Raw genomic sequence first — 20,737 nt, 5'->3', positions numbered from 1 at the left:
GTAACGTCGCGCAGCGCGAAGCGTTCGACTGCGGGAGGTGTGGTTGGTGGCGGGCTGTTGTCCTCCGTCTCGTTCCGGTCCGGCGACCGGTTCGGAGCAGCAGGTCACCCGGGGCAGCGGGGACCTCGACGGCATGGTGGTGCTCCCCGGCGGCGTGTTCCGGATGGGCACCGAGGACCCCGACGGGTTCCCCGACGACGCCGAGGGACCGATCCGCGAGGTCCGCGTGGCCTCGTTCGCCATCGACCCGCACGCCGTGTCCAACGCGCGCTTCGCGGAGTTCGTCGACGACACCGGTTTCGTCACCGAGGCCGAGCGGTTCGGCTGGACCTACGTGTTCGCCAAGTTCCTGCCCGGACACCTGCGCAAGGAGTCCCCTCGCCCGGAGCAGACCCCGTGGTGGTGCGGCGTCAGCGGCGCGAGCTGGCGGCACCCGGAGGGGCCCGGCAGCGACCTGGACGGCCGCTGGGACCACCCGGTCGTGCACGTCTCGTGGCACGACGCCGCGGCCTACTGCAAGTGGGCGGGCAAGCGGCTGCCGACCGAGGTCGAGTGGGAGTACGCGGCGCGCGGCGGCCTCGACCAGGCCCGCTACCCGTGGGGCGACGAGCTCACGCCCGGCGGTGAGCACCGCTGCAACATCTGGCAGGGCCGGTTCCCGGTGCGCAACACCGCCGAGGACGGTCACGTCGGCACCGCGCCGGTGGACTCCTTCGAGCCCAACGGTTTCGGACTGCACAACGTGTCGGGAAACGTGTGGGAGTGGTGCGCGGACCGCTTCTCCGACGGTTCCGACAACCGCGCCATGCGCGGCGGTTCGTACCTGTGCCACGACTCCTACTGCAACCGCTACCGGGTCGCCGCGAGAACGTCCAACACACCGGACAGTTCGAGCGGGAATCTCGGTTTCCGGTGCGCCGCCGACGCCTGAGGAATTCCTTCCGGAAATGCAGTCGGCGCCCAACCGGAACAATTGTTTCCGATCGGGCGCCGAGCGCTCGACTCACATTCCCGTGACGATGACTTCCGCCGGGACTTCGGTGTCGTTGGCGAGAGCGCCGAAGAGCGTCTCGGCCTTGTCCTGGTCCCACTTGACCACCGACGCGCCATCGCCGGTCTCGCCGAACCCGGACATCGGGACCGTGGTCGTGACGCCCTGACCGGAGGCGATCCCGTTCATCGCGAACGCCAGGCCCGCCAGGTGCCAGACGTGGTCGTCGGTGTCGACGAGGAACGCGCCGGAGGTGTCCAGGATCAGCGGAAACAGGCGCAGCGGGTTGAGGAAGACCTCCGGGGACGAGGCCTTCTCGGTCAGCGCGGCGAGGAACTCGCGTTGCCGCTCGACGCGGTCGAGGTCGCCGCGCGAGGAGGCGCGGGTGCGCACGTAGCCCAGCGCCTGCGGGCCGTCGAGCTCCTGGCAGCCGGCCTGCACGTCGAGGTTGGCCTTGGGGTCCTTCATCGGCTCCTTGACGCAGATGTCCACGCCACCGATCGCGTCGGTCATGTCGGCGAACCCGCCGAGGCCGACCTCCGCGTAGTGGTCGACGCGCACGCCGGTCGACGCCTCGACGGTCTGGGTCAGCAGCTGCGGCCCGCCGTAGGCGAAGGCCGAGTTGAGCTTGTCCTTGCCGTGCCCGGGAATCGAGACGTAGGAGTCGCGGGGCAGGCTGACCATCGTGGGCTTGCCACCGGCCTGCGGGATGTGCACCAGCATCACCGTGTCGGTGCGCCGACCCGCGGTGTCACCGGTTCCCAGCTCGGCCTGGCGGTCGGCGTCGAGCCCTTCGCGGCTGTCGGAACCGACCAGCAGCCAGTTGGTGCCGGGGCCGTCGGCGGGGCGCTCACCGGAGGTGGGAAGCGCGGGCTCGCGCTTGAGCGAGTAGTCCACGTAGATCAGGAAACCGACCAGCGCCAGCACCAGGACCAGCAGAACGGTCAGGATCTTGCGGCCCGGGCGGCGTCGTTTGGGTCGGTGATGAGGTGGCCGTGCGTGCACCATCTGTTGCTGAGCGTAGTTCATCTGCCAATCCGAAGAAGTTGGTTGTCCTGCACGGATTTCGCGCACTCCCCGACCTGCTGCGGCGAGCGAGCATGGCAGGTGATCATGCCGTCCGAATAGGAGCAATCCCACAACTTCTGGCAACGATGCGGGAACTGCGGAATCACGTGCGGACAACTTTCTCTTGCCCGCGCGTGATTGTTTACCCGGAGCCACTTCGCGAAATTCCAGGCCCGCGCAGGTTGTTGACGGTTCTTCACGTTGCGGGCCGGATTTCGTGGCGATCGTCTCCACTCCCCGCTATCGGCGCGGGGTTGTTTCCACCGCTCTCGCACGACCACAATCCGGCCCCATGAATTACCCGTCGCCCCACGGACACGGCCCGTACCCGCCCCAGGGGAACGGTCCCTACCCGCCTCAGGGGAACGGCCCGTACCCGCCGCAAGGCCACGGTCCGTACCCGCCGCACGGCCAGCCCCCGCACGACGACCGCTACGAGGAGCGCCGGCGCCGGGAGGAGAACTCCGACCGGATCGCGAACGTCGTCCGCGTCGTGGTCAGCGTGGTCCTCACGATCTTCCTCCTCCACGTGCTGTTCGTGGTCTTCGACGCCAACCAGGGCAACGAGTTCGTCTCCGTGGTCTACATCCTGGCCAAGACGCTGGTCCTGGGCCTCGGTGACGTGTTCACGCCGGACGACGCTGTGCTCGGAGTCGTCCTGAACTACGGCCTGGCAGCGCTCGTCTACGTCGTCATCGGCCAGCTCATCGTCAAGTCGCTGCGCCGCTGAGCCCTCGCGCCTGCGAGTTCGTCGACGGCGAGGGCCTCGCGATCGCCCGCGCCGTCGACGCCGAGCTCTCCCCCGCGCTGGAGGCGGTTTCGCGCTGTCGGCGACGACGGGGTCAGCGCAACGCGGACGCGATCGACGCGCGGATCTCGTCCGGGTCGTCGCCGAGTCCGCGCAGCAGGTTGGCGGTCAGCGGCACCAGGACCTCCGCCAGCGGATCGGCGTGGGCGAAGCGGCCCGCGAGTTCGAGCGTGACGAAGCCGTGCAGCGCGCTCCACAGCTGGGCCGCGACGTCGCCCGCCTCGGCGCGGTCGAGCCGTCCGGCGGTGATGGCGCGTTCGGTGGCGGCGACCAACCGGCCGAAGGCCACCGCGGGCCGGCCCGCCTCCCCTTCTGCGGGCTCGGGCTGACCGGCCGGAGCGGACAGGCCGAACATCAGGTCGTGGAGGTGCGGGTTCTCGCGGGCGAAGCCCCGGTAGACCAGCGCCTGGCGCAGCAGGTCGGCCACCGGGTCCTCCGTGGTCACCACGGTGTCGAGACGCCCGGTCAGGCGGCGGAAACCGTCATCGGCAACGCCGCGCAGCAGCTGCGGCACGCCGCCGAAGTAGTGGTACACCGCCATCGTCGACGTGCCGATCTCGCGAGCCAGCCGCCTGGCCTGCAACGACTGCGGACCCTCGTCGGCGAGCAGGCGCACCGCCGCCTCGATCAACCGCGCCCGCACCTGCTCGCCCTTGCCCACGACCAGGTTCTAACACGGCCGCCGGCGCGCGGCTCAGGACGTCGGGCTCGGAGCTCCCGCGAAGGGGATGCCGGCCGGCGCCGGTTCGGCCTGCGCCCGGTCCGGGTGCCGCCAGAGGCCCTTGCGCTCGAGGATCGGCAGCACGCCCTCGCCGAACCAGTACGCCTCCTCCAGGTGCGGGTGCCCGGAGAGCACGAACTCGTCGATGCCCAGCGCGTGGTACTCCTCGATGCGCTCGGCGACCTCGGCGTGACTGCCCACCAGGGCGGTTCCCGCTCCCCCGCGCACCAGGCCGACCCCGGCCCACAGGTTCGGGTAGATCTCCAGCTGCGAGGTCGAGCCCTCGTGCAGCTCCAGCATCCGCTTCTGGCCCTCGGACTCGCTGCGGCCCAACCCGGCCTGCACCTGCTCGATGACCGACGGGTCCAGGGCGTCGAGCAGCCGCTGCGCCTCGGCCCACGCCTGCTCGCTGGTGTCGCGGCTGATCACGTGCAGCCGGATGCCGAAGCGCGGCGTGCGGCCCTGCGCGGCGGCCAGCTCGCGGATCCACTGGATCTTCTCGGCGACCTTGGCAGGCGGTTCGCCCCAGGTCAGGTACACGTCGGCGTGCTTGGCGGCGACATCGCCCGCCGCCGGGGACGAACCACCGAAGTACACCTGCGGCACCGGGTCGGGCACGCGCGTGAGCTCGGCGCCTTCGACGCGGACGTGCTCGCCGGCGAAGTCGACCCGCTCCCCTCGCCACAGCCCGCGCACGACCTCCAGGAACTCGTCGCAGCGCGCGTAGCGGGCGTCCTTGTCCAGGAAGTCGCCGTAGGCGCGCTGCTCGTGGCTCTCCCCGCCGGTGACGACGTTGAGCAGCAGCCGCTGACCGGAGTGGCGCTGGAACGTGGCGGCCATCTGCGCGCCGAGGGTCGGTGAGAGCAGTCCGGGCCGGAAGGCGACCAGGAACTTCAGCCGCTCGGTTACCTCGGCGAGCATCGCGGTCGACAACCACGCGTCCTCGCACCACGCACCGGTCGGCGTCAGCGCGCCTTCGAAACCGAGCTGCTCGGCGCTGCGCGCGATCTGCCCCAGGTAGGCCAGCGTCGCCGGGCGGGCGCCGCCCGCGGTGTGCGTGGGCGTGCCGTGACCGCCGCCGACGAGGTAGCGGCTGTCGCCGTAAGTGGGCAGGAACCAGTGGAACGTCAAGGACATCTGCTTCTCCATCAGTCCGATGTGGACTCGTGAACCGGTTGTGCGGGTGGAGGAGTCAGCTGCGACACGCCTGCGTCACCACGCGCTGGAAGTCCACGTGGCGGCGTCGGGTCAGTGGTTCCACGAACGTCATCGTTCGGCAGCCGACACGACGATGTCAACGGGCGGACCGCGCTTCCCAGCAAGTGGACGGCCTCGATTTCACTTGACCGCGCGGGCGCGCAGCGGCGAGGCTCTGCCCCGTGCTGCCTGCCGCGCCGCTGACCACGCGCCACCACGTCGACCTGCTCCGGGTGGCGTCCGCGGCGTGTCCGAGCCGTTAACGCCCGCGCAGACGAGCCGCCCACAACCCCTCCGCACCGGCCACCCAACCCCTGGGCCGGTCCCCGGACTCCCCCCGCGCGCCCCCGGTCCCGCAGGTCCCCGATTTCAGTGGAAATCAGGACCCGGATCTCAGTGGGAATCGGGGATCCGAATTCCACTGAAATCGGGTCACGACCTGCCTGAACAGGCGTGCTCCCCTCCCCTGCACCTCGCCTGGAGGCAGTGATGACCGCGGGCCTGCAGCCTGCTCCCGACGTGCGCGCCGTGCCGCGCAAGGACGTTCGCACCGTGATCGTGTCGAGCCTGATGGGCACGACCGTCGAGTGGTACGACTTCTTCCTGTACAGCACCGCCGCCAGCCTGGTGTTCGACAAGCTGTTCTTCCCCACCGACGACCCGACGGTCTCGACGATGCTGGCGTTCGTGACGTTCTTCGTCGGGTTCGTCGCCCGCCCCCTCGGCGGTGTCCTCTTCGGACACATCGGCGACCGGATCGGCCGCAAGCGCACGCTCGTCAGCACGATGCTGCTGATGGGCCTGTCCACGGCGGCGATGGGCGCTCTGCCGACCTACGAGCAGGTGGGCCTGCTCGCCCCGCTGCTGCTGGTGCTGCTGCGCGTGGTCCAGGGCCTGGCGATCGGTGGCGAGTGGGCGGGCGCGGTGCTCATGGCCGTCGAGTACGCGCCGCCCGGCAAGCGCGCCTGGTACGGCGCGTGGCCCCAGGTCGGTCTCGCGCTCGGGCTCGGCCTGGGCACCGGGCTGTTCGCCCTGCTCGGCAACGTCCTCGACGACGAGCAGTTCCTCGGTTACGGCTGGCGGATCGCGTTCGGCGTGAGCATCCTGCTGGTGGTCATCGGTCTGGTGATCCGGCTGCGGGTGGCCGAAACCCCGGCGTTCGAGCGGATGCGGCAGACCCAGGGCACCGCGAAGGCCCCACTGGTGGAGCTGTTCCGCGACCCCGTCACCCGCCGCAACACGCTGCTGGGCCTGCTCTCCCGCTGGGCGGAGGGCGCCGCGTTCAACACCTGGGCGGTGTTCTTCCTGTCCTACGCGACCTCCACCCTGCACCTGCCGCGCAACAGCGTGCTGGTGTCGGTGATGCTGGCCGCGGGCGTGCTGGCCGTGCTGCTGCCGGTGTTCGGACGCCTGAGCGACCGCATCACGCCGCGCCGCGCCTACGCGCTCGGCGCCGGTCTGTTCGCCGCGTCGGTCTACCCCGCGTTCCTGGCCTTCCAGACCCGGGACGTGCTGCTGTCCGCGCTGATCATCGTCGGGGTGCTCGGCGTGGTGCACGCGCTGCTCTACGCGCCCCAGGGCACGCTCTACGCCCAGCTGGCACCTGTGCGCTCCCGCTACACGGGGATGTCGTTCGTCTACCAGTTCTCCGGCATCTACGCCTCGGGCCTGACGCCGCTGATCATCACCGCGCTCATCGCCGCGGGCGGCGGTTCCCCCTGGCTGGCCTGCGGCTACCTGGTGCTCACCGGTCTCATCGGCCTCACCGCCACCATCGCGCTGCGTCCCGCCGACCTGGGGTCGGCCACCTCGGACTGACCCTGCCTCCCGGCGCTTCTCGTGGTGAGCTGGACGGCGATGAGGACGCAGGAGCACCGCGCGGTGGCCGTCGGAGTGGACGACTCCGACGCCGGGCGGCTCGCCATGCGCTGGGCCGCCCGCGAGGCGCTGTCCCGATCCGAGGCGTTGCTGCTGGTGCGCGCCGTCCCGGTGCCGCTGGAGGAGCTCACCCGCGTCCACCTGCCCAGCGAGCAGCCGGTGATGCGGCACGGCAGCGCTCAGCAGGAGCTCGCCGCGCTGGCCACCGAGTGCCGGCGGATGTTCCCGGAGTTGCTGGTGCGCACCCGGGTGCAGATGGGGCACCCGGCGTCGGTGCTGCGCGAGGAGACCGACCAGATGGGGATGGTGGTGCTCGGCCCGCCGCCGCTGAGCCGCACCCGGCGGGTGCTGCTGGGGTCCACGGCGGGCGAGCTGGTGCGCAACGCGCACGTCCCGGTGGTGGTCGTGCGCGGCCCCGAGGCCGACCGGCCGATCCGGCGAGTGGTGGTCGGTGTGGACGGTTCGCCGACCAGCGGCCAGGCGATCACCTTCGCCCACGACCTCGCCTACCGGCACTCCGCGACGCTCACCGCGCTGATGGCCGACGCCACCCGCGCACCCGACGCGCTGCCTCCGAACCGGGGCTGGCGCTACGAGTCCGACTTCGTCGAGGCCAACCAGCGGCTGCTCGCCGAGTGCGTCGCGGGCGTGGAGCAGAGCAACCCGGACGTGGAGATGCACCAGGAGGTCAGCCTCGAACCCCCGACCGAAGCGCTGCTCCAGGCCGCGGAGAAGGCCGACCTCCTGGTGATCGGTTCACGCGGACGGCACATCGTGCGCGCCACGACGCTGGGCTCCACGAGCCACGCCCTGGTGCACTACGCCGATTGCGCCGTGGCCGTCGTCCGCTGACTCACAGACCGGTTCGGTACGTGAAGCGCGCCTTGCCGATCCAGATCTCGTCGCCCTCGCGCAGCTCGGCGGTGTCGACCGGGAGCCGGTTGAGGTAGGTGCCGTTGAGCGAACCGCCGTCGACGAGGACGTAGGCGTCGCCCCGCCGCCGGATCTCGGCGTGCTGCTTGGACACCGTGATGTCGTCGACGACTATGTCGCATATGGCGTCGCGACCTATGGTGGTGCGCTCGTTCTGGAGCACGAAACCGCTCCCGGCGGCGTTGCCGCGGTTGATCATCAAGCGGGGGCGGCCGCTGAGCTCATCGGCGGAACGAGGTGCCGGAACCTCATGAGGAGCAGACGCTCGGGCGGTATCGGCCTGCTTTTCGACCGCGTTCGATGCCGACTCGCCGATCCTGGTCTGTTCCATCGTCGTCTCCCTAGCCAACAAGCGTGATACCTCCGAAATGCACCTGCCCGTGACCGGGCGGATACACACAGCATGCCGAAGGTTCAACCGCCGTCGCTAGGACCAACGTCCTAAATTCATCGAACCGGGTCCGCACCTGTGATCCAGGTCTCCGATCCGAGTCCGCGGGGCCGTCATTCGCGATGACGGCCCCGCGGTGGGTGATTACTTCACCGCGCCCATCGACAGACCGCGCACCAGGTGGTTCTGCGCGACCCAGCCGATCACCATCACCGGCAGCGAGGCCAGCAGGGCCGCCGCCGACAGCTGCGCCCAGTACAGGCCCTCACTGGTGATGAAGCCGACCAGGAACACCGGCACCGTTCCCGCCTGCGCGGCGGTGAGGTTGACCGCGTAGAAGAACTCCGTCCAGGAGAAGATCACGCAGATCAGCGCCGTCGCGGCGATTCCCGGTGCCACGACCGGGAGGATCACCCGGAACAGCAGCACCGGCAGCGGTGCTCCGTCGACCCGGGCGGCCTCGACCATCTCCCTGGGGACTTCGAGGAAGAACGAGCGCATCATCCACACCGCCAGCGGCAGGTTCATCGCGGTGTAGAGGATGACCAGCGCCCAGACGTTGTCCAGCAGACCGATGTTCTGCGAGATGACGTACAGCGGGATGATCGCCGCCACGATCGGAAGCATCTTGGTCGACAAGAAGAATCCGAGCACGCCCTGGGTGCCGGGCACCGCCGCGATGGACAACGAGTAGGCCGCCGGGACCGCCAGCAGCAGCACCAGCAGCGTCGACACCACCGTCACGAACGCCGAGTTGCCCAGGTACGGCAGGAATCCGCGTTCCAGGATGCCGGCGAACTGGGTCAGCGTCGGGGTGAACAGCAACTTCGGCGGGTCGGTGTAGGCGTCGGCCTCCTCCTTGAAGGAGGTCACCACCATCCACAGCAGCGGGAAGACGAACAGGATCGCCACGACCCAGGTGAACGCGGTCAGCGCCCACCGGCCGATCGGGTTCGCGGTATGCATCAGCGCACCTCGCTCAGGCCGAAGGTCCGGAACATCAAGCGCAGCGCGAAGTTCGCCACGATCAGCGTCAGGATGACCACCACGACGCCCATCGCCGAGGACTGGCCGATGTCGAAGCCCTCGAACGCTCGCTGGTAGATGTAGTACGGCAGGTTGGTGCTGGCGGTGCCCGGACCGCCCTGCGTCATCAGGAAGATCGCGTCGAAGCTGTTGACGATGTAGATCGCCCCCAGCAGACCCGCCAGCTGCAGGTACCGGGCCAGCTGCGGCAGCGTGATCGACACGAACGTCCGCCACCGGCCGGCGCCGTCGACCGATGCGGCCTCCAGCACCTCCTTGGACTGAGCCTGCAGCCCCGCCAGGATCAGCAGCATCATGAACGGCGTCCACTGCCAGATGACCTGGGTCATCACCGAGGCCAGCGGGAACTCGGCCAGCCAGTCGGTGTCGCCGCCGAACACGAAGTTCAGCAACCCGTAGGTGGGGTCGAACATCGTGGTCTTCCACAGCAGCGCGCCCGCCGCGGGCAGGATCAGGAACGGCGTGATCAGCAGGGTGCGCACCACACCGCGCCCCAGGAACTTCCGGTCCAGCAGGATCGCCAGGCCCAGGCCCAGCAGCATCGAGATGAACACGCACACCACGGTCAGCACCACGGTGTTGATCAGCGCGCCGCGGAACTGGCTGTCGGCGAAGACGTCGACGTAGTTGCGCAGGCCCACGAAGTGCCGCGAACCGGGCCGCACCAGGTTCCAGGACTGGAACGAGTAGAACACCGTCATCAGGAACGGGATCTGGGTCACCAGCACCGTGAACAGCAGCGCGGGCAGCAGCGGCGCGCGGCGCAGCCAGGTGCTGGACGCCGTGGTCTCCTTCTTGTTCACCACGGGCGCCTGGACTTCTTCGACCACCGTTTGGCTCATCGCGTCTCCCGGTAGGACTCGCCGACGGACTCGGCGTATTCCTGGGACTGCTCCAGGGCCTCGTCGACGGTGATCCGTCCGGCGATGGCCGCCGACAACTGCTGGCTGATCCGGGTTCCGAGGTCCTGGAACTCCGGGATGCCGACGAACTGGATCCCCGGGTACGGGACCGGGTTCACCATCGTGTTGGACTGCTGCGCCTTGTCGATGCCGTTCAGCGTCGGCTTGGCGTAGGCGGCAGCGGCCTGCTGGTACTCCGGGATCTCGTAGGTCGACTTGCGCACGCCCGGCGGAACCCGGTTCCAGCCGAAGGTGGTGCCGACCTGCTTGACGAACTGCTTGGAGGTCATCCAGCTCATGAACCGCCAGGCCGCGTCCTTGTCCTTGGCGACCTTGGGCATCGCGAGCGACCAGGTGTAGAGCCAACCGGCCTCGGCGGTGCGCTCGACGGGAGCGGCCACGTAGCCGTTCTTGCCGACCACCTTGCTCTCGGCCGGGTCCTCGTTGGTGCCGGCCATGACCGTCGCGTCGTACCACATCGCGGCCTGGCCCTGCGCGTAGTGCGTGCCGCACTCGGAGAACCCGGCGCTGGAAGCACCGACCTCGCCGTGCTCGCGGACCAGGTCGACGTAGAAGTTCGCCGCCGCCTTGAACTCCGGCGAGGTGATCTGGGCGTTCCAGTTCTCGTCGAAGTAGCGGGCGCCGAAGGTGTTGGCGACCGTGGAGAACGGCGCCAGGCTCTCGCCCCAGCCGGGCTTGCCGCGCAGGCAGATCCCGGAGACGCCGGTGGCGGGGTTGTCCAGCTTCGCGGCGAAGTCGGCGATCTGCTGCCACGTCGGGTGTTCCGGCATGGTCAGCCCGGCCTGCTGGAAGAGGTCCTTGCGGTAGGTCAGGAACGACGACTCGCCGTAGAACGGAACCGCGTACATCGAGCCCTGGTGCGACAGCGAATCCCGGATGCTGGGGATGAAGTCGTTCGCGTCGTAGCCGGGGGTCTTGTCGATGTAGGGCTGCAGGTTCTCCAGCCAGCCGTTGGCCGCCCACTGCGGGGTCTCGTAATTGCTGATCATCGCCACGTCGAACTCGCCGCCCTGGGTGGCGGTGGAGGCGGTGATCTTCGCGCGCGCCTGGTTCTCCGGCAGCTGAACGAACTTCAGCTTGATGCCGGGGTTCTCCTTCTCGAACTCGCCCTTGAGCGCGACCGCGTCCTCCATCTGCGGGTTGGACACGATCGCGATCACCAGGGTTCGCCCGCCGGAACCGATCGCACCGGCTCCGGCGCAGCTGGTCAGCAGCAGGCTGACCATCGCCAGCAGCGCGAGCCTTATCCGGCTGCGCCTTAACCGCCTAGGCATCCGCACCTCCCGGCAGGACCTGGACCTTGAGACCGGCGCCGCTGCGCATGAGTTCGAGCGCCTTGCCGAACTCCTCCAGCGGCAGCGCGTCGGTCAGCAGCTCGTCGCTGTTGATCGCGCCCATCGCCATGAGGTCCAGCGCGGGGCCGAAGCTGTGCAGCACCGCCATCGAACCGACGATCTTGATCTCGTCGTTGTAGATGCGGAAGGGCGACAACGAGATTCGCGCCTCCGCCGGGGCGACGCCGAAGACCAGCAGCCGCCCGCCGCGGCGCAGCTTGTCGAACGCGGTCTCGATGGCTGGGGCCGCGCCGGTGCAGTCCACGGCGGCGTCGAAGTCGGAGTCCAGCTCGCTGGCGTCCTCCACGACGGCGACCGCGCCCAGCCGCTGCGCGCGCGGCAGCCGCGACGCGTTGCGGTCGGCGACGGTGACCTGCGCGCCCGCGCGCTGGAGCAGCTGCTGCATCAGCAGGCCCATCGTGCCCGCGCCGATGACGAGGAACTTCTCGCCGGCCTCGACGCCGATCTGGCGGACGCCGTGCACCGCGCAGGAGACCGGCTCAACCAGGGCTCCCTGCTGCCAGTTCAGCCCCTCGGGCATCCGGTAGCAGTTCGCCGAGGGCACCGCGACGTACTCGGCGAACGCGCCGTCGACGGTGTCACCGGTGGCACCCCAGTTCGCGCACAGGTTCCCGTGCCCGTTGCGGCACGGGGTGCAGTAGCCGCAGAACAACGACGGGTCGACCGCGACCCGGTCGCCCACCTTCCACTCGCCCGGCACGTCCGGACCCACTTCGACGACCTCACCGGCGAACTCGTGGCCCGGCACGATCGGGTAGGGCGTCGGCGGGAAGTGCCCGTCGGCGATGTGCACGTCGGTGCCGCAAATCCCGGTGGCCCCGACCTTCACCACCAACTGCCGCTCCCGCGGTACCGGATCCGGTACGTCACCGACCCGGATGGACCCGGGTTCGTCAATGATCGCGGCGCGCATCTAACCTCCGCCTCCAGAGCGCTCATCTGAGCGAACTGCGCTGTACTCTGCCCTGAACTTGCCCCGCATTGAAGAGGTTCACTGGTGATCGCGTCAACCTCTGGTCAAGTTTTCACGTTATAGTGCTCATATGAGCACACCTCGGCCGCGCAGCGGGCTGATCGACACCATGACCGCGGCGTCCATCGCGCACCGGTTCTACGTGGCCGGGCGCTCGAAGCTGGAGATCGCCGAGGAGTTCGGGATCAGCCGCTTCAAGGTCGCCCGGATTCTGGCATCCGCCCAGGAGAACGGCTTGATCAAGATCTCGTTCGAGTTACCTTTCCCGGTCGACGTGGAGCAGTCCGAACGACTCCGGACGGCCTACGGGCTGCGCCGCGTGCTGGTGCTCAACCGAGCGCAATCGAAGGCCGAACGGCCGGAGCTGCGCCGACGGGTGGGCGTGCTCGCCGCCCAGCTCCTCTCCGAGATCACGGTTCCGGGCGACGTCATCGGCCTGTCCTGGGCGCGATCGGTCAACGCCATGGCCGAGGCGATCCGCAGCCTGCCCAAGTGCCCCATCGTGCAGCTGTGCGGCGTCCAAGCGGGCATGGACATGCGGGACCGTTCGGTGGAAACGGTGGGCCGAGTGGCCGCGGCCAGCGGCGGCGACTCCTACCCCATCTACGGGCCGCTGGTGCTGCCCGACCGCCGCACCACCGAGATCCTGCGCAACCAACCCGGCATCGCCGAGACCTTCGAGCAGTTCCATCACCTGACCAAGGCCGTGGTCAGCATCGGCGCCTGGCAGCCGAACGAGTCCACCGTCTACGACGCGCTGAGCCCGGCCGAGCGCGAGTCGATCCGGCAGCGCGGCGCCACCGCCGAGATCGCCGCCCGGCTCTTCGACGCCGACGGCAACGCGCTGTCCACCGGGCTGGCCCACCACGTCCTGGCGATCCCGCACGAGCAGCTGCGGGCCGTGCCGGAGGTGATCGCCGTCGGCTACACCACCCCGAAGGCCCGCGCCATAGACGCGGTGCTGCGCTCCGGGATCGTCAACACCCTCATCACCGACGCCGACGCCGGCGACCGGCTCCTGCAGCACGTCACCGAACGCCCGCTGCAGTAGCGAAGAAGAGGGCGGAGCGACACCCCCAGCGCCGCTCCGCCCTTCGCGCCCGTTTCCCGGTCACAGCACCACGGGAAACGGGAAACCGGACCAATTGCCCGCCGCTCAGTTCGGTTCTCGGTGAAGATCCGTCGAAGAACGCATCCCTGCTGATGCGTTCTTGACGATGTCACTCCAGGATTCGACGGCGACGAGGATTGCGGCGGCCATGACGACGACGAGCGCCACCAATGCGGCTCCGGACAGGTTCAACGAGGCGAGCTCGAAGATCGCCCACAGCTGGACCGCGGTGAATCCCAGCGTCATCGCGACTCGGCCGAGCTGGACCTCCGGCGAGGCGCTGCGCTGTTCGGGTGTCAATTCGCGGGAGAGGTCGTCGGTGATCATCACTTCTCCTATGGTCAGGCGGAGTTCCAGTTTTTCGACTGGACCCGCACTCACCACCATGTGCCGTGGTGGGCCTGGCCGAACACCCGTTGCCCGGTGCCGAGAGAATCGGGAAACGGGCAACCCGGAGGACGAGTTGACCCAGCGGCCCACACTGTTCGGGGCGGAGCTTCGACGATTGCGGATCGAGGCCGGGCTGTCGCTCTCCCGACTCGCTGGAATTCTGCATTACAGCAAGGGCTACCTCAGCAAAATCGAAACCGGGAGCAAACAACCGACTCCCGATTTCGCGCGTCGCTGCGACGCCGAGCTGAACGCCGGGGGAAAGCTGTCCGAACTCGTTCCCGACCAGTCGCCGGAAACACCTCCGCCATCCGAAATCACGACCAACGGTGATGAGGTGTGGGTGTTGCGACTCGATTCGAGCGGAAGCAGTTCTTTCCAGCCGATGGACCGCAGGAGCGTGCTGACCGCGGGTGCCGCGTCGGTGGTGGCGTTCGGGCTGGGCGGCGCCCGCCCGGCGGTCGCCGACACCGGTTCCGTGGAGCCGTTCCACGTGATGTTCGAACAGCTGCGCAAGCTCGGGCAGACCACGAGCCCTTCCCTGGTGCTGCCGCCGCTGATCGCGCAGACGCATTCGCTGCGCGCGCTGGCGCAGAACGCGAAACCCGGCCAGGCGGCGGAGCTCCTGGCGCTGACGGCCCGGTACGCGGAGTACGCGGGCTGGATGACGCAGGAGGCCGGCGACGACCGAGCGGCGATGTGGTGGACCGACCAGTCCGTCGAGCTCGCCGAGGCCGGTGGTGACCGCAGGCTCGGCGCCTACGCGCTGGTGCGCCGCGCGGTGGTCGACCTCTACCGCCACGACGCGCGGCAGACCATCGAGGTCGCCCAGCTGGCCAGGCAGAACGCGATCACCGACCACATCCGGGGCTGGGCCGCGCTGCACGAGGCCCAGGGTCATGCGCTGGCAGGTGACCACGACGCGTCGATGCGCGCCCTGGACCTCGCCCGCGAACACCTCAACGCCGCGCAACCCGAGGCGGGACCATCGCTGGGCTCCACGAACCTCAGCGATCCGGTCTCGATGGTCGCCGGCTGGTGCCTGCACGACCTGGGCCGCGCCCGCGCGGCCGGAGAGGTCCTCGACCGCGAGGTCGAGGCGCTGCCGGAGCAGGCGCTGCGGTCCCGCGCCCGCTACGGCATCCGCCGCGCCCTGTCGCACGCCACCGCGGGCGAGATCGAGCACGCCTGCGCGCTGACCGCCGACGCGCTGCCGATCGTCGACGCCGTCAGCTCGGCGACGGTGCTCAACGACCTGCGCAAGCTCAGCCAGCTGCTGGCCCGGCACCACCGCGTCCCCGCGGTCCAGGCCCTCCAACCCGCGCTGATCGCCTCCCTGCACCAGAACGCCTGAACGCTCCCACCCCGCACCGGAAGAGGAGAATAAGACCGTGCCCGAGATCTTCGTCAACTACCGCAGCGGCGACGGCGAGTTCGCCGCCGCCCACATCGAGAGCTACCTGTCGGAGCGCTTCGGCGACAAGCTGGTGTTCCGCGACGCCAAGGGCGCTCCGGGGGAGGACTACCGCGCACGCCTGCTCCGCGAGGCGGCCACCACCTCCGTCCTGCTCGTCCTGATGGGAGCCAACTGGTCGAAAGCCCGTGATGAGCAGGGGAACCTGCGCCTGGCGCAGGAGGGGGACTTCACCAGGATGGAGATCCTCAACGCCATGAAGGCGGGCGCGCGGGTCATCCCTGTCCACTGTGGACGTGGTCTGCCGCACCTCACGCCCGCGGAGCTCCCCGAGGAGCTGGAGGCGCTGGCCTACCTCAACGCGCTGGACTTCGACGTCCGCAACGCGCAGGACGACCTGGACCGGCTCGCCAGCAGGCTGATCACCCTCGTCCCCGCGCTCCAGGACGACCAGGCCGAAGAACCGCCGCGATCCGGCGACGTCCACAACTACAACTCGGGCAACGTGGACGGCACCCACGTGCAGATGCGGGATCTGCACGGCGGCCTGACCATCGGCGGGCCGCAGGCGACCACCCACTTCAACGGGCCGACCTACGGCAACCACCACAGCGGGTCGGGCGACCAGTTCAACCAGGGCGGTCCGCGCGGTGGTGACCGGCGATGAGCGAGGACGAGGTTCCGGACGGATCGGCGGAAACCCGCTTCGAGGAGGAGGTCTCGGCCTCGTCGATCCACACCGGCACCGGGAACGTCTACAACATCTTCGGCTCGGGGCACGAGAGCGTGATGAGCCGGATCCGCGGCCCCCGCATCACCTTCAAGGGCGACCTCAGCTGGAGCGAGCAGCGCTTCGTGGCCCCGGACGACCTCGACGGCGCGCGCGAGAAGCTCCGCAGGCACAGGACCGCGCTGCTGACCGGCCAACCCGGCAGCGGGCGCAGCACCGCAGCCAAGGTGCTGGTCAACGAATCGGCCGGTGACGAGTCGCCCTACGCCCTGCTCACCGATGAGCCCTACGACCCCGCCCACCGCCTGGCCGACGTCCAGCTGCTGACCGATCACCGGCTCGTGCTCGACCTGCTGGACGCGAGCGAGGACGTGTTCCTGACCCGGCTGCGCGAGCTCCCCGAGTTCCGGGCGCGGCTTCTCAACGCCAAGGCCTACCTCGTCGTGGTGGTGCCGGACGAGTTCGCGCACCACCTCGGCGACGAGCTCCGCCAGTTCACCGCGCGCCTCTCCCGGCCCGCCGGCGACCGGGTCCTGCGCAGGCACCTGGAAGCCGAAGGCCTGCACCCCACGGCGGGCCAGCTGGCCTCCGAGGACGTCGTCACCGCCCTCGACCAGTCGATGGCGCAGATCAGCCACCTCGCAACGCGGATCATCGAGATCAGCCGCTGCGCGCCGCACAGCCCGCTGGACGACCTGTTCGCAGAGGCGATCTCCGAGCAGGCCGACCGGCGCGACGAAGCGGCGAAGCTGGTCGAGCAGCGTCCGACGGGGCGGGAACGCGCGATCCTGCTGGCCTCGGCGATGTGCCACGGCGCCTCGCCCGACGCGGTGTTCTTCGCCTCCCACCACCTCGTGGAGCTGCTGGGGCTCGACGGCTCCGAGCGACCCCGGCTGGAACAACCCGGCTACCGAGGGCAGCTCGAGGACCTCGGCATCGACATCGCACCGCCGAACCGCGTCGACCTCGGCCGGTGGGAGTTCGACCGGGCGCTGCTGGAGCACTTCTGGGACAACTACCCGGACCTGCGCAGCACCTACCGCCAGTGGGTGGACGAGGTCATCAGGATGGATCTGCTGACCGGGGCAGATCGGGTCAGCATGGTCGACCGGTTCACCGAGCAGGCGCTGCGCACCAACAGCCCCGACCACGTCATCCGGCTGGTGGAGCGCTGGCTCGAACCGCGCAACCACCGGAGCAGGCCGCTGCGCGACTTCGGGGTCCAGGCGCTCACCAACGGTCTGGAGGACACCCGCCACGGCAGGCACTTCCGGTACCTGGTCTACGAGTGGTCGAAGAACTCCGAGTTACCCGACGAGGTCGGGCAGATCCTGGTGACGGTCACCGCCAACCTGATCGCGCCGAACTACCCGGACCAGGCGGTCGTGCGGTTGCACCACCGGGCCCGCAGGGAGAGCGGTCTCGGCGCCCCCACTGCGCAGGACGCGCTGCTGGAGCTCACGGCCGGCAGCGATGCCCTGCTCCGGTTGTTGTTGCAGCGACTGCGGATCGGCCTGCGCCGGCCCAAACCGCGGGCCGCCGACTTCGCGCTGTTCGCGCGCGCGGCCGACCCGCGCCGGCTCGTCGACACCGCGCGGGTGTCGCGACCGCTGGCCGCGCGTGCGGAGGTCCGGGCGGACCTGGTGGCCTGCTGGCGCGAGCTGTTCGCGCACCGCTCGGGCCACACCCACCACCTGCTCGGCACGTGGTTCGCGACGGCGGGACTGATCTCCAACGCGGACCTGCTGCTGGCGATCCTCGTCGAGGCGGCGCAGGAATCGGGGGACCTGCTCGCGAAGTTGTACGTCGCCGGGCGGGATTGGAGCGAGACCTCGCACGGCCGGCCGCACGTCGTGGTCCGGCTGGCGCAGTTGATCGACGTCGCGCAGGGGTTGCAGAACCAGGACTTCGCGTACCCACGACCCGAGGAGTTCGTGCGATGACCAAGGAGAACCGGACCCTCTACATCGGACTCGCGATCGCGGCGGCGATCCCGCTGTTCTTCGGGTGGTTGCTGGAATGGCCTGCGTGGGTGGTGGTTCCGCTGTTGGCTGCGGTGGGTTTCGGCGTCTTCAAGAAGTTGACCGGTGGGATGCCGACCCCGTCGGACCACGTGGGTATGCTCCTCGACCAGCTCGGTCTGCACGGTGAGCGCAACGCCGTGCGGCGGCTGACCGCGCACCGCTTCGCCCGCTACATCGAGGCGGCCGGGCATCCGCAGGTGGCCGAGGACGTTCGACGGCGCTTCGACACCCCGGGCGAGCCGTGAAGCGGACGGTGAATTGAGCACTTCGGGTGCTTGACATGATCGTGATCTTGAGCCAGGGCCGAGTCGTTGACCCCTTCAACGATCGACGTTACAGTTCCGCTGTTCGAAACGATCTGGAATCACATCTTCCCAGGTCAGGCCCGTTTTTTGGCTGCCGGAAAGAGCAGATCCGTCCGGCGGAAGGGGACCGAAGTGACGACCGCAGACCGCTCCTCACCGCCCGATTCACGGCCTCCCGAGTCCCACGCCGTCGGACGGCGCGGTTTCCTCGGTTACGTCCTGGCCGCACCGACGCTGGTCGCCGCCGCCGACCTGAACCTGCGCGCGCCCGCCGCGGAAGCCCAAGGGCTGCCGCCGGTTCCCTCCCCCGCCATCGCCGAGATCACCGACCTCAGCGACATGCTGGAGTACTCGGCCGCACCGACCGCGAACCTCATCACGGTCACGGTGAACACCGACGGCACCGTGTCCTTCGAGCTGCCGCGAGCCGAGGTCGGCCAGGGCATCACCACCTCCACCGCGATGATGATCGCCGAGGAGATGGACGTGCCGGTCGAGGACGTCCACGTCACCCTCGCCGATGCCCGGCCGGAGCTGGTGTTCAACCAGATCACGGGCGGTTCCGGCACCACGCTGTCGACCTACGCGCCGATCCGCGTCGCCGCCGCCGTGGCGCGCGGGCGCCTGCTGCAGGCCGCCGCCGTCGAGCTGGAGCAGGCCGTGGCGACGCTGCGCCTCAAGCAGGGCATCATCACCGACCTGCTGGGCAACAGCATCGGCATCGGCGATCTCGCAACGAAAGCCGCGAGCGTGCGCACCGAGGAAGTTCCGGTGCAGCTCAAGGCGAACGAGAACTTCTCGGTCATCGGGACCCCGCACAACCGCGTGGACGCGCTCGCGGCGGTGACCGGCCGGAAGAAGTTCGCGATGGACCTCAAGATCCCGGGCGCTCTCCCGACGATGGTGTGCAGGCCGCCGACCCTCAACGGGAAGGTCGGTTCGGTGCGCAACACCGACGCCGTGGCCACCATGCCGGGCGTCACCGACGTGGTCGCGATCTCGACCGGCGTCGCGGTGCGGGCGGAGACCTTCGGGCAGTGCATCGACGCGGTGCGCGCGCTGGAGGTCGACTGGAAACCCGGTACGGCCGAGGGCAAATCGGACGCCTCGGTGCTCGACGAGCTGCGGGCGGCCGAGATCCCGCTGGTGGCACCGAAGGGCGAGTCCAGCGTCGAGGGTGACTTCACCTTCTTCTTCCGCAGCAACAGCGCGTTGGAGACCAACTGCGCGATCGCCGACGTGCGGCGGGACCGGGCCGAGATCTGGTCGGCCCAGAAGAACCCGATCGTCACCAAGGAGACCATCGCCGCGGAGTACGGGATCCCGCTCAACGCGGTGAAGGTGCACGTCACCGAAGGCGGCGGATCGTTCGGGCGCAAGCTGTTCAACGACGGCGCCATGGAGGCCGCCGAGATCTCCCGCAAGATCGGCAAGCCGGTCAAGCTGATGTGGCACCGCGCCGACGACTCCCGCCAGGGCCGCACCCACCCGATGGCGACCTCGCGGGTGCGGGTGGGCATCGCCGGGGACGGCGTGCTCAGCTACGAGCAGCGGCACACCAGCGTGTTCACCGACTTCAGCCACGGCTTCGGCGAGATCATCACCGCCAGCGCGGCGAAGCTGCCGGTCGCGGACGCGTCGTTCTCGCAGACGATCTTCACGTTCACCCAGACCATGCCCTACGGCTTCGGGGCCACCACGCAGCTGCTCAACGAGACCGATCGCGGGTTCAACACCGGCAGCATGCGCAACATCTACTCCCCCGACGTCACCACCGCGCGCGAGCTGATCGTCGACCAGCTGGCCGCGACGATGGGCGAGGACCCCTACCGGTTCCGGCAGCGGTTCCTGCAGGAGGAGCGGCTCAAGGCCGTCCTGGACAAGGTCGCCGACGTCGGGCGGTGGGGCCGGTCGATGCCGGAGAACACGGCGCAGGGCATCGCGGTGCACACCGAGTACCGGGCGACGATCGCGACGCTGGTGGAGATCGACTGCACGCCGGAGACGGTGAACCGGCCGATCCGCGACGCCGTCGCCGGCCCGCGCGTCACCAAGGTGGTCTGCGCCGTGGACGTCGGGCTCGCGGTCAACCCGCGCGGCCTGGAAGCCCAGATGATGGGCGGCATCAACGACGGCATCGCCAACGCGCTGACCTCCAGCCTGCACCTGACCGACGGTTACTTCCTGGAAGCCAGCTGGGACAACTACTTCTACACCCGGCAGTGGAACTCGCCGCCGGAGCTGGAGATCATCATCATGCCGCCGACGACCGGCAAGCCCGGCGGCGCCGGTGAGCTCGGCGTCGCCTCGGCCCAGGCCGCGGTGGCCTGCGCCTACGCCCGCGCGACCGGTTCGGTCCCGACGAGCTTCCCGATCAACCACGGCACGTTGTCGTTCGAGCCGAAGCCGAACGTGCCGCCGATCCCGGAGTCGCCCACCGACGGCCTGCGCCACGCGCAGTGAGGACCTGGAGGAATT

At 69.4% G+C, this 20,737-nt stretch carries 20 protein-coding genes; 11 read left to right on the top strand and 9 right to left on the bottom strand.

Annotation, left to right across the window (positions count from 1 at the left end; translation table 11 throughout):
• Positions 1-46: 46 nt before the first annotated feature.
• Positions 47-931 (top strand): formylglycine-generating enzyme family protein, encoded by an 885-nt coding sequence (locus KBO27_RS05390; RefSeq protein ID WP_372448825.1) that lies wholly within the window; start codon positions 47-49, stop codon positions 929-931.
• A 72-nt stretch (positions 932-1,003) separates the two neighbouring features.
• On the opposite strand, the gene KBO27_RS05385 is transcribed toward KBO27_RS05390, so the two are convergent.
• Positions 1,004-2,020 (bottom strand): LCP family protein, encoded by a 1,017-nt coding sequence (locus KBO27_RS05385; RefSeq protein ID WP_246536317.1) that lies wholly within the window; start codon positions 2,018-2,020, stop codon positions 1,004-1,006.
• 331 nt (positions 2,021-2,351) lie between these two features.
• On the opposite strand from KBO27_RS05385, the gene KBO27_RS33415 reads away from it, so the two are divergent.
• Positions 2,352-2,789 (top strand): hypothetical protein, encoded by a 438-nt coding sequence (locus KBO27_RS33415; protein WP_246536316.1) that lies wholly within the window; start codon positions 2,352-2,354, stop codon positions 2,787-2,789.
• Between the two features lie 112 nt (positions 2,790-2,901).
• Here KBO27_RS33415 and KBO27_RS05375 read toward each other — a convergent pair whose 3' ends face one another.
• A complete protein-coding gene (locus tag KBO27_RS05375; protein WP_307870246.1) occupies positions 2,902-3,528 on the bottom strand; it encodes a TetR/AcrR family transcriptional regulator in 627 nt (208 codons plus the stop codon).
• A 33-nt stretch (positions 3,529-3,561) separates the two neighbouring features.
• On the bottom strand, positions 3,562-4,725 hold the full coding sequence (locus tag KBO27_RS05370) for an LLM class flavin-dependent oxidoreductase (RefSeq protein WP_210968835.1): 1,164 nt from the start codon (positions 4,723-4,725) through the stop codon (positions 3,562-3,564).
• A gap of 242 nt (positions 4,726-4,967) precedes the next feature.
• Here KBO27_RS05370 and KBO27_RS34755 point away from each other — a divergent pair, with 242 nt between their 5' ends.
• The 3 genes from KBO27_RS34755 (at position 4,968) to KBO27_RS05360 (ending at position 7,515) form a co-directional block, all read left to right on the top strand.
• On the top strand, positions 4,968-5,048 hold the full coding sequence (locus KBO27_RS34755; RefSeq protein WP_372448831.1) for a putative leader peptide: 81 nt from the start codon (positions 4,968-4,970) through the stop codon (positions 5,046-5,048).
• A gap of 226 nt (positions 5,049-5,274) precedes the next feature.
• Entirely contained in the window at positions 5,275-6,603 is a 1,329-nt protein-coding gene (locus tag KBO27_RS05365) for an MFS transporter (RefSeq protein WP_210968834.1), read from the top strand.
• A gap of 39 nt (positions 6,604-6,642) precedes the next feature.
• Positions 6,643-7,515: a universal stress protein gene (locus KBO27_RS05360; RefSeq protein WP_210968833.1), complete on the top strand. Its 873-nt coding sequence runs from the start codon at positions 6,643-6,645 to the stop codon at positions 7,513-7,515.
• A 1-nt stretch (position 7,516) separates the two neighbouring features.
• Here KBO27_RS05360 and KBO27_RS05355 read toward each other — a convergent pair whose 3' ends face one another.
• The 5 genes from KBO27_RS05355 to KBO27_RS05335 form a co-directional block, all read right to left on the bottom strand.
• Positions 7,517-7,927: an FHA domain-containing protein gene (locus tag KBO27_RS05355; protein WP_210968832.1), complete on the bottom strand. Its 411-nt coding sequence runs from the start codon at positions 7,925-7,927 to the stop codon at positions 7,517-7,519.
• A 204-nt stretch (positions 7,928-8,131) separates the two neighbouring features.
• Positions 8,132-8,953 carry a carbohydrate ABC transporter permease gene (locus KBO27_RS05350; RefSeq protein WP_132685497.1) on the bottom strand — a complete coding sequence of 274 codons (822 nt, stop codon included), beginning with the start codon at positions 8,951-8,953 and terminating at the stop codon, positions 8,132-8,134.
• Positions 8,953-9,876 carry a carbohydrate ABC transporter permease gene (locus KBO27_RS05345; protein ID WP_246536315.1) on the bottom strand — a complete coding sequence of 308 codons (924 nt, stop codon included), beginning with the start codon at positions 9,874-9,876 and terminating at the stop codon, positions 8,953-8,955. Before KBO27_RS05345 ends, KBO27_RS05350 begins: the two co-directional genes overlap by 1 nt.
• Positions 9,873-11,231 carry an ABC transporter substrate-binding protein gene (locus KBO27_RS05340; protein ID WP_210968831.1) on the bottom strand — a complete coding sequence of 453 codons (1,359 nt, stop codon included), beginning with the start codon at positions 11,229-11,231 and terminating at the stop codon, positions 9,873-9,875. The genes KBO27_RS05345 and KBO27_RS05340 overlap by 4 nt, the downstream gene beginning before the upstream one ends.
• Entirely contained in the window at positions 11,224-12,225 is a 1,002-nt protein-coding gene (locus tag KBO27_RS05335) for a zinc-dependent alcohol dehydrogenase family protein (protein ID WP_210968830.1), read from the bottom strand. The genes KBO27_RS05340 and KBO27_RS05335 overlap by 8 nt, the downstream gene beginning before the upstream one ends.
• A 130-nt stretch (positions 12,226-12,355) precedes the next feature.
• On the opposite strand from KBO27_RS05335, the gene KBO27_RS05330 reads away from it, so the two are divergent.
• Positions 12,356-13,336, top strand: a complete 981-nt coding sequence (locus KBO27_RS05330) for a sugar-binding transcriptional regulator (protein WP_246536313.1) — start codon at positions 12,356-12,358, stop codon at positions 13,334-13,336.
• A gap of 105 nt (positions 13,337-13,441) precedes the next feature.
• Here the strand turns inward: KBO27_RS05330 and KBO27_RS05325 are convergent, their stop codons facing one another.
• Positions 13,442-13,783, bottom strand: a complete 342-nt coding sequence (locus tag KBO27_RS05325) for a hypothetical protein (protein WP_210968829.1) — start codon at positions 13,781-13,783, stop codon at positions 13,442-13,444.
• Here KBO27_RS05325 and KBO27_RS05320 point away from each other — a divergent pair.
• From KBO27_RS05320 to KBO27_RS05300, 5 genes are all read left to right on the top strand, one after another.
• Complete coding sequence (locus tag KBO27_RS05320; RefSeq protein WP_503454122.1) at positions 13,734-15,140, top strand: helix-turn-helix domain-containing protein; 1,407 nt, start codon at positions 13,734-13,736, stop codon at positions 15,138-15,140. The genes KBO27_RS05325 and KBO27_RS05320 overlap by 50 nt on opposite strands.
• A gap of 37 nt (positions 15,141-15,177) precedes the next feature.
• The gene (locus KBO27_RS05315; protein ID WP_210968827.1) at positions 15,178-15,867 is read left to right on the top strand and encodes a toll/interleukin-1 receptor domain-containing protein; all 690 of its coding nucleotides are present in this window, start codon (positions 15,178-15,180) and stop codon (positions 15,865-15,867) included.
• Positions 15,864-17,873, top strand: a complete 2,010-nt coding sequence (locus KBO27_RS05310) for a hypothetical protein (RefSeq protein WP_210968826.1) — start codon at positions 15,864-15,866, stop codon at positions 17,871-17,873. The genes KBO27_RS05315 and KBO27_RS05310 overlap by 4 nt, the downstream gene beginning before the upstream one ends.
• Positions 17,870-18,199 carry a hypothetical protein gene (locus tag KBO27_RS05305; protein WP_210968825.1) on the top strand — a complete coding sequence of 110 codons (330 nt, stop codon included), beginning with the start codon at positions 17,870-17,872 and terminating at the stop codon, positions 18,197-18,199. Before KBO27_RS05310 ends, KBO27_RS05305 begins: the two co-directional genes overlap by 4 nt.
• A 192-nt stretch (positions 18,200-18,391) precedes the next feature.
• Positions 18,392-20,722, top strand: a complete 2,331-nt coding sequence (locus KBO27_RS05300) for a molybdopterin cofactor-binding domain-containing protein (protein ID WP_210968824.1) — start codon at positions 18,392-18,394, stop codon at positions 20,720-20,722.
• Positions 20,723-20,737 lie beyond the last annotated feature (15 nt).

The sequence above is a fragment of the Saccharopolyspora endophytica genome (genome assembly GCF_018070075.1).
GTDB classification, from domain to species: domain Bacteria; phylum Actinomycetota; class Actinomycetes; order Mycobacteriales; family Pseudonocardiaceae; genus Saccharopolyspora; species Saccharopolyspora endophytica.
Note: the sequence above shows the minus strand (reverse complement) of the source record. Positions and strands in the feature narration are given on the sequence as shown.

Coding starts and splice junctions, on each gene's coding strand:
- KBO27_RS05385 (WP_246536317.1), bottom strand. CDS start 2,020: ATGAACTACGCTCAGCAACAGATGGTGCACGCACGGCCACCTCATCAC.
- KBO27_RS33415 (WP_246536316.1), top strand. CDS start 2,352: ATGAATTACCCGTCGCCCCACGGACACGGCCCGTACCCGCCCCAGGGG.
- KBO27_RS05370 (WP_210968835.1), bottom strand. CDS start 4,725: ATGTCCTTGACGTTCCACTGGTTCCTGCCCACTTACGGCGACAGCCGC.
- KBO27_RS05365 (WP_210968834.1), top strand. CDS start 5,275: ATGACCGCGGGCCTGCAGCCTGCTCCCGACGTGCGCGCCGTGCCGCGC.
- KBO27_RS05360 (WP_210968833.1), top strand. CDS start 6,643: ATGAGGACGCAGGAGCACCGCGCGGTGGCCGTCGGAGTGGACGACTCC.
- KBO27_RS05355 (WP_210968832.1), bottom strand. CDS start 7,927: ATGGAACAGACCAGGATCGGCGAGTCGGCATCGAACGCGGTCGAAAAG.
- KBO27_RS05350 (WP_132685497.1), bottom strand. CDS start 8,953: ATGCATACCGCGAACCCGATCGGCCGGTGGGCGCTGACCGCGTTCACC.
- KBO27_RS05345 (WP_246536315.1), bottom strand. CDS start 9,876: ATGAGCCAAACGGTGGTCGAAGAAGTCCAGGCGCCCGTGGTGAACAAG.
- KBO27_RS05340 (WP_210968831.1), bottom strand. CDS start 11,231: ATGCCTAGGCGGTTAAGGCGCAGCCGGATAAGGCTCGCGCTGCTGGCG.
- KBO27_RS05335 (WP_210968830.1), bottom strand. CDS start 12,225: ATGCGCGCCGCGATCATTGACGAACCCGGGTCCATCCGGGTCGGTGAC.
- KBO27_RS05330 (WP_246536313.1), top strand. CDS start 12,356: ATGAGCACACCTCGGCCGCGCAGCGGGCTGATCGACACCATGACCGCG.
- KBO27_RS05320 (WP_503454122.1), top strand. CDS start 13,734: ATGGTCAGGCGGAGTTCCAGTTTTTCGACTGGACCCGCACTCACCACC.
- KBO27_RS05325 (WP_210968829.1), bottom strand. CDS start 13,783: ATGGTGGTGAGTGCGGGTCCAGTCGAAAAACTGGAACTCCGCCTGACC.
- KBO27_RS05310 (WP_210968826.1), top strand. CDS start 15,864: ATGAGCGAGGACGAGGTTCCGGACGGATCGGCGGAAACCCGCTTCGAG.
- KBO27_RS05305 (WP_210968825.1), top strand. CDS start 17,870: ATGACCAAGGAGAACCGGACCCTCTACATCGGACTCGCGATCGCGGCG.